General features: G+C 42.5%; 8 protein-coding genes and 1 pseudogene. 6 read left to right on the top strand and 3 right to left on the bottom strand.

All coding sequences use genetic code 11. The annotated features are described in order from the left end of the window. Nucleotides 1–225: 225 nt before the first annotated feature. Nucleotides 226–1,104 carry a DegV family protein gene (locus Psfp_RS17320; protein WP_134219783.1) on the bottom strand — a complete coding sequence of 293 codons (879 nt, stop codon included), beginning with the start codon at nucleotides 1,102–1,104 and terminating at the stop codon, nucleotides 226–228. A gap of 513 nt (nucleotides 1,105–1,617) precedes the next feature. On the opposite strand from Psfp_RS17320, the gene Psfp_RS17315 reads away from it, so the two are divergent. From Psfp_RS17315 to Psfp_RS17295, 6 genes and pseudogenes are all read left to right on the top strand, one after another. Further along, nucleotides 1,618–2,871, top strand: coding sequence for an LCP family protein (locus tag Psfp_RS17315; RefSeq protein WP_134219782.1), 1,254 nt, complete (start codon nucleotides 1,618–1,620; stop codon nucleotides 2,869–2,871). 175 nt (nucleotides 2,872–3,046) lie between these two features. Next, nucleotides 3,047–3,493: a hypothetical protein gene (locus Psfp_RS17310; protein WP_243120762.1), complete on the top strand. Its 447-nt coding sequence runs from the start codon at nucleotides 3,047–3,049 to the stop codon at nucleotides 3,491–3,493. A 247-nt stretch (nucleotides 3,494–3,740) separates the two neighbouring features. Beyond that, nucleotides 3,741–4,372, top strand: a pseudogene (locus Psfp_RS17305) (flavodoxin family protein). 821 nt (nucleotides 4,373–5,193) lie between these two features. Continuing rightward, the gene (locus tag Psfp_RS22560) at nucleotides 5,194–5,319 is read left to right on the top strand and encodes a hypothetical protein (protein ID WP_282434356.1); all 126 of its coding nucleotides are present in this window, start codon (nucleotides 5,194–5,196) and stop codon (nucleotides 5,317–5,319) included. Nucleotides 5,320–5,711: 392 nt separating this feature from the next. Beyond that, nucleotides 5,712–6,197: a hypothetical protein gene (locus Psfp_RS17300; protein ID WP_134219781.1), complete on the top strand. Its 486-nt coding sequence runs from the start codon at nucleotides 5,712–5,714 to the stop codon at nucleotides 6,195–6,197. Nucleotides 6,198–6,344: 147 nt separating this feature from the next. Further along, on the top strand, nucleotides 6,345–6,491 hold the full coding sequence (locus Psfp_RS17295; protein ID WP_134219780.1) for a helix-turn-helix transcriptional regulator: 147 nt from the start codon (nucleotides 6,345–6,347) through the stop codon (nucleotides 6,489–6,491). Here the strand turns inward: Psfp_RS17295 and Psfp_RS17290 are convergent. Both Psfp_RS17290 and Psfp_RS17285 read right to left on the bottom strand, forming a co-directional pair. Further along, nucleotides 6,447–6,641 carry a helix-turn-helix transcriptional regulator gene (locus Psfp_RS17290; RefSeq protein ID WP_134219779.1) on the bottom strand — a complete coding sequence of 65 codons (195 nt, stop codon included), beginning with the start codon at nucleotides 6,639–6,641 and terminating at the stop codon, nucleotides 6,447–6,449. The genes Psfp_RS17295 and Psfp_RS17290 overlap by 45 nt on opposite strands. Then, complete coding sequence (locus Psfp_RS17285; protein ID WP_134219778.1) at nucleotides 6,631–6,858, bottom strand: hypothetical protein; 228 nt, start codon at nucleotides 6,856–6,858, stop codon at nucleotides 6,631–6,633. Before Psfp_RS17285 ends, Psfp_RS17290 begins: the two co-directional genes overlap by 11 nt. Nucleotides 6,859–6,954 lie beyond the last annotated feature (96 nt).

The following is a 6,954-nucleotide window of genomic DNA, read 5'->3' as shown; positions in this document are numbered from 1 at the left end:
CAGTCATCAGGGCGACCTCCTGGAAATTATTTATACTTGAATATTCCCTGATTCTGTCGACTTGAGGGTTTTCCCTTCTTTATTATTATCTATGAGTTACCTAATTCTGGTTAACCGAACACCTATGGTTGGTATTGATGAGTAAAACTATGATTCAAGGAGGAATGTTTATGTTCAAAGTTATTGATTATTTGGCATACAACTCAACGTGAGTTTGCAATAGCTTTAGACAGGATATTCCACAAAACCAATACCTATTGTACCCGGACCTGAATGTGCTCCTACTATAATCCCTAGACCGCTATTAAATACATGACCACTATAATTTCCTTTCTCTTTTAGATAATTACATATATAGTCTGCATCTTCCTGGCATTCTGCATGTTGGATAATGATTATCATTTTATTAATATCAATAATCCTTGAAACTGCTACATCTATCATGGTTTTAAGCGAATTTTTTCTTCCACGTATAGCTTTGATTGGATGTACCATGCCATCAATAAACTCACATAATGGCTTAATGTTGATTAGTTTTCCCAGGAAGGCGGCCGCTCCTCCGATTCTGCCTCCAGCCTTCATATATGTCAGGCTGTTCACCACAAAAAGCGTGCTTATATTCGAAATCATCTTATGTATTATCTCAACGATATCCACATAGTCTATACCACTATCAATCATTTTAGCGATTCCTATTTCCAATGCGGCCTGCCCACAAGCACAAGTATCTGAACTAATTACTTTAATTTCGACATCTTTATTTCTCTCTTCAAAAATTTTTTTTGCAGAAATAGCCGTTTGAAAGCTGGAAGATAATTTGGGAGAAATCGTCGTCACAATATACTTTTTAGCGCCTCCGGCATACTGCTCCTCAAATACGGTTAACCAATCAAGAATATTGGGAGCAGATGTTTTGGGAACCTCGTCAGGATATTCTACCATATGTTTATAAAACTCAGTTATTGTATAATTAACATTCTCACAGTAGTAATTTGTGTTGTCAAATGTGAAATAGAATGGAACTTCGATGATGTTGTACTGTTTGATGAATTCCCGCGGTAGGTTCCCTGAAGAGTCAACTACTTGACATATCGTTTTACTCATTTTTTCGATTCCTCTTCAATTTTAATGTTCTAAACACGCTGTAATATATAATATTGATTGTTAGGTATCATATGCACACCTTTCCAATATGGCATATTCGCCAAAAAGTAGTAGAATCCTGTCTCCTAACACTTACAGCTCATTCGGTTGGCGAGCTGTTTTTTTCTTTATAATTGTGACTTTTTATATGCAATAATCTGCAATATTCTAGTAGTTTCTAAAACAAGAAGTGCTTGCTCGATGACAGGACTAAAAAATTGTAGGCCGCTGTCAGTTCTAGTTATCGGCCTGTCTAGCCAAAAAAATAGTTGACCCTCTTTCTTAAGAAGGTTGTAAGGAGCTGTGTTACCAGTTCGTGCAGGATTTGGGGGGAATAAGTAGAATTTTATATCTGGAGAGAATGAACAGAATCACTTTGACGGCAGTGATTGTGGTTGCTGCTTGGCTGTTACTTGCTTTTTGAGCTGCAATTGGCCTGTCCCCAGTGGCGATTATCTGTGAACGGGGTGAATAATGTTGAAACTTAAAAGACGGAGACTCAAGCGCAAGGCGCCTTTCGTCATCTGCTGCCTGTTTCTGGTGGCCCTGTTGGCGGGCGGTTGCGTACTTATTAAAGACAAATTTTTTCCGCCTGAAAACCCAAATGGGCAGCGGCTCAATGTCCTTCTGCTGGGCATTGATGCCCGTAATGGTGAAACAATGGCACGGACCGACACCATGATCCTGGCCAGCGTGGACACCAAAAGCAAGCAGATGTCCCTGCTTTCCATCCCCCGGGATACCAGAGTCAATATCCCCAAGCACGGCTGGGATAAAATAAACTGTGCAGCGGAACTGGGTGGTCCGGAGGCGTCTATGAAGGTGGTTTCGGATCTTTTGGGGATACCGGTCAAGTATTATGTCCAGGCCAATTTCAACGGCTTTAAGAATATTGTGGACGCGCTCGGCGGAGTTACTCTCGATGTTGATCAAGACATGAACCACGAGGACGAAACTGATGGCGGCGTTTATGAAATCAACCTGAAAAAGGGCGTCCAGTGTCTGGATGGTGATAAGGCGTTGCAGTATGTTCGCTTCCGGGATTATCCAATGGGTGACATTGAACGGACCGCGCACCAGCAGAAGTTTCTGGTAACCCTGGCCAAGGAGATGCTGCAGCCCGGTACAATTCTTAAATTGCCGTCGCTGGTTCCGGAAATAAACAAGCATGTAAAAACCAACCTGAGCGTCAATGATATGGTGACCCTGGCTTCAGCCGGTAAGAAATTGGAAGACGGTAGTATTGTGGCGCAGACCCTGCCGGGGCGGCCATTGGATATTGGCGGGGACAGCTACTGGGGAGTTGACCCGGCTGAAGCGAAGCAGATGGTAGCCAAGCTCTTTAACGGGGAGACAGTGACCGATGTCGTACTGACCAGTCCGTTGAGCGGCCAGCTTGTAAGCACCGGGTCTTCCAGCCAGGCTGACCGTACTCAACAATCTTCTGCAACCCAGCAGAACCAAAGCGGGTCCAAGCAGACACCGTCCGAACCGGGGCAGGAGACTAAAAGCGGCGCCTCCGGCACTTCTTCCGGTTTAAATGGTACGGTGAGCATCACGCCGGTTGATGAGACAGGGACGGGTACAACTACGGGTAAAACAGGGGGCAGCGGCGCCCAGGCGGGTACCGGTGCGGGTGGGACTGGTCAGGACGCTACCCAGGACGACAACAAAGGATATAACCCCGGAATTCCAGGAACAACAGAAACCGGCTCAGGGCAGACGTAATAGAGACAATAATATATTACATGGTATTAAAAGGTTTGTTCTGCTGTGAAGCAATCTCATGAGATTTTAAGTTAAATTTCAGGATATTTTAAGTTGAAGGTGCTAAACTACATAATAAATCAAAATTTCGTATTGATAGTATAGCCCTTGATGGCGGAAATGGAGACAAATTATTATGGACCTTAAAGAAACAAATGTGCCTAAAAAACTTAAAATTCCTGCTAGTTCTATTGCTCTGTATATTGCTTTTTTAGTTGTAGCTCTTATTGCGGTTGCATCATTGATTAATAATATTATGTATTTCAACAATACTGTTGCAAATTATGTAGCTCAAGGATATCCTACTGCTAAGGTTATGAAGGAATTAATACCAGCACAATTGCTTCCAGGAATATTTGAACCAATCGCTGTTTATGGGGGCATCGCATTCATTTTATTAGGTGCTGGCATCATTAATCATAGATTTTCAAAATGCTTAATATTGTTAACTAAAGATGAAGTTGGCAATAATACTCCTGAAGAAAACGCTTTTAAAGAAAATGTTGCAGAGGAAAACACAGGAGCTGCTGAGCTGGCAGAAACCGCAGAAGGAGTTAACGAAGTTGCTGACAATAGCAAATAAGTGCAGGAAATTTAGCTTAAGCTAAATAATTCCACTGCAAAAGCACCAGGCATAAGAAAGACAAAAATGAACCCTGCAGAGTATAAAACTCGCGGGGTTCATTTTTTTGCCCAGGAGGTATCCGAACGATTCGGCTAATCTGCAAAACCTTTTGATGTCTGTATAATGGGGTTAAATCCCTAGGTTAACCCGTGGTAGATTCGATGCAGGTTCTGACCTCCCGGAAAATGAACGGAGGTAAGTATGAATGAATGTTTTATTAGTAAACGGTAGCCCTCACACCAATGGCTGTACTTATACTGCGCTTGAAGAAGTGGCAAAAACCCTCAACACCGAGGGGATTGAAACACAAATCTTCCAAATTGGAACAAAACCGTTAGCCGGTTGTATTGCTTGCAAAAGCTGTGCAAAAACCGGGCGCTGCGTTTTCTCTGACTGTGTTAACGATTTTCTTGACATTGCTAAAGACGCCGATGGTTTTGTTTTCGGTTCACCAGTACATTATTCAGCTGCAAGCGGTGCGATTACTTCTTTCATGGATCGAGCATTTTATACGGATTTGCAAGCAGGCAGAAAGTCTTTTTACTTAAAACCGGCGGCAGCCGTTGTTTCCGCCAGAAGGGCCGGGACAACCGCCGCCTTTGACCAACTCAACAAGTATTTCACCATATCGGAGATGCCCATTATTGCTTTTCGCTATTGGAACATGGTTCATGGCGCCACACCGGAAGATGTGAAAAAAGACTTGGAGGATTGCAGACCATGCGTGTGCTTGCAAGGAATATGGCATGGTTCTTAAAGTGCAAAGAGGCTGGGGTCAAAGCTGGTGTTCCGTTTCCTGAGCGTGAAAAAAACATATTTACCAACTTTATCGGGTAACGGATTTCTCTTTTCCCAAGAGCTTGATTTGGAGCTAACTTTTCGTGTTATGATATCTATCGGATATCAGGAGGTGTAACGGCATGAAGATAACAGAAGTAAGTGAAAAATTTGATATGGCCTTCTGTCAAGATTTCGGACAAGTTAAAAGTAAACATAATTCCTTTCCCTTTACTTAATAAACTCAATTTAGGTATTTATGGATAATAACTACCTGCGTTTACAACCCGCATTTATTCCACGTTTTCTTGACATGGGGCCCCTGCACCCTCTGGACTCCCTTGTAACCGGCGAAAATAATCTGGATTATGGGGCTTTTCGCTCTCAAGATTGTACCAGAGGGTGCTGCCCCATATAAAGAAACTTTCGCGGCATAAACGCTTCTGTGGGGCTGCTAATCATAGCTTTGTAATAGTGAAACTTGTGCATTGAGTGGGGTTAACACGCTGAAGCTTTTTCAAAATCATAAGGTGAGGCTCCTAGCAAGAATGGAAGATATGAAGAAAACGCTGGAACGCTGAATTACCGGCCTGGATAGTCATGGTTGGGTATATTAAGAAGAATATCTGTATTATGCAGAACTCACAGTTTGTCCATCATGTCTTCAATCACTACCGACTTCTCGACCTCATCCCGGACAATAATTTGCTTACGGACACTTTTTCTGTCCTTAGAAAGATTAGACAAAATGCAGTAATTCTTTTACTGTACAGTGTCCATGAAATCCCAATCATTTCTGATCTGAGTGTGACCAAATAATCCCATAAAACATATACTAAAAAAAAATACCACATATGGCTAAAAAGAAGGAGGACCTACTAATGGCTGAGTTTAAAGCAGAACAAGCCGGCTGTGGCTTCGGCAATTGGGGATTTATCATCTTTCTCATCTTCATTCTGATTATCTTCGGTATTGGCTTCTTTGGAGGCTTTGGCGGCTGCATCTAGGTACCAGTAATTTTAAAAGCATAAAACTAAATTTTATTATTAAAGATTAGGTAATTCCGCCAGTTATCGGAGCAAAAACTAACCGCCTCACTGTGGCGGTTTTTTTCTGAAAACGATATATTCATTATAAGATCAGTACATTCCTAACCTCGACCTGGGCAAGCCTTTCCGCTCTCTGGACGGATTTAACCAACTGCTCAACACAGCCTCGGACATCTGGAACCGGATTGAAAACCTCTGGGACAACTTTCTCAATGCTTTGAAAAACGCCTGGAACAGTATTCACAACCTGTTTTACTCTGCTCCAAGGGAGATCGCCAATTCTATGAGCCGGAAGACTACATAAAATATCACTTGTCGTTTTATTTTTTTGAACTACATAAAAACGCCGCATGATTCATTGGGCACTGGTCTCGTTTGCCGCAGGCATACTGGTCTGGGCTGTCCTGGCCCTGTTTTTCCCGGGCATCTGGAGCCGCCTCAGCCAAACTATAAGGCAAACCCCCGGCTATACATTGGGTTGTGGTCTAGTGCTGTTGCTGCTTACCCCTCTGTTGGCGTTGCTGCTGCTGATTACGGTGATCGGCATCCCGCTTTCCCTGGCCCTTCTGGCCAGCTATGGCCTACTTCTATATTCTGCCAAGATTATCGTTGGGGACGCTGTTGGCCGCTTGCTGGCCACCCGCTTTGGCTGGGAAGGAAGGGTGCATACTATCCTGCCATTCTTGCTCGGCTATGTATTGCTGCTGCTCCTGACCAGTATCCCGGTAGTTGGTTTGCTCATCAGGATTATCATTGTCTGTCTGGCTCTGGGGGCGGTTTTCCTGGCTATCTACCGTTGGCGGCAGGGCAGGGCGATGCCCGTACGGCTGGATTAAGTAATTTGCTCTATATGATTAATAATGAAAGCAAGGGGACTACCTCTTGCTTTTTTTCGCATCAGAAAATGTGTAAGATATAATTGACATGTTGTCTAATATATAAATACAATGTTCTCGATAACCGGATGCTTTTGAGGTGATAGGTTGGGTAAAAACTTGTCTCAAAAAGACGTTGCTGATGCTGTTGGTGTAACGAGGCAAACAATTAATGCCATAGAAAATGGGGATTATAGCCCAACAATTAACTTAATTACCCAGTATAAAAAGTTCCTCGACAGTAGTATTGAGTAGTAATGCTAATCTCATAGCCAATTCTAAAGTTGGGTTATATTTTTCATTTTCGATTGCATTTATTGTTTGTCTTGTAACGCCAAGAGCGGTCGCCATATCCTCCTGCCTGAATCCAAGCTTTTTTCTTCGTTCTCTGATATTATTTTTCATCTTTGCCAAGTTTCCATTTCAAAAAGAGTTGAACCGCCCAGTACACGGCCAGCTGAGATGACATAAGGATAAATGCTATTCCATTAAACAGTCCGGACTTTATCCAGTCATGGCCTATCCATATGAGCAGGAACAAAATACCGTAAACCCATGCCAGCCTTATTGCTTTCAGGTTGATGGCCATTTCCATTTCGTCCATTTTACGAAAGTCTTTCATAAATATCACTCCTAAAAATGTAAAATACTTTTTACATTTTAATTATATTGCTGATAGCAAAAATGTCAATAGTTTTTTACATTTTCTTTTCCAATT

This window comes from Pelotomaculum sp. FP, from assembly GCF_004369245.1.
Taxonomy (GTDB): Bacteria; Bacillota; Desulfotomaculia; order Desulfotomaculales; family Pelotomaculaceae; genus Pelotomaculum_C; species Pelotomaculum_C schinkii.
Note: the sequence above shows the minus strand (reverse complement) of the source record. Positions and strands in the feature narration are given on the sequence as shown.

Coding starts and splice junctions, on each gene's coding strand:
- Psfp_RS17320 (WP_134219783.1), bottom strand. CDS start 1,104: ATGAGTAAAACGATATGTCAAGTAGTTGACTCTTCAGGGAACCTACCG.
- Psfp_RS17315 (WP_134219782.1), top strand. CDS start 1,618: ATGTTGAAACTTAAAAGACGGAGACTCAAGCGCAAGGCGCCTTTCGTC.
- Psfp_RS17310 (WP_243120762.1), top strand. CDS start 3,047: ATGGACCTTAAAGAAACAAATGTGCCTAAAAAACTTAAAATTCCTGCT.
- Psfp_RS22560 (WP_282434356.1), top strand. CDS start 5,194: ATGGCTGAGTTTAAAGCAGAACAAGCCGGCTGTGGCTTCGGCAATTGG.
- Psfp_RS17300 (WP_134219781.1), top strand. CDS start 5,712: ATGATTCATTGGGCACTGGTCTCGTTTGCCGCAGGCATACTGGTCTGG.
- Psfp_RS17290 (WP_134219779.1), bottom strand. CDS start 6,641: ATGAAAAATAATATCAGAGAACGAAGAAAAAAGCTTGGATTCAGGCAG.
- Psfp_RS17285 (WP_134219778.1), bottom strand. CDS start 6,858: ATGAAAGACTTTCGTAAAATGGACGAAATGGAAATGGCCATCAACCTG.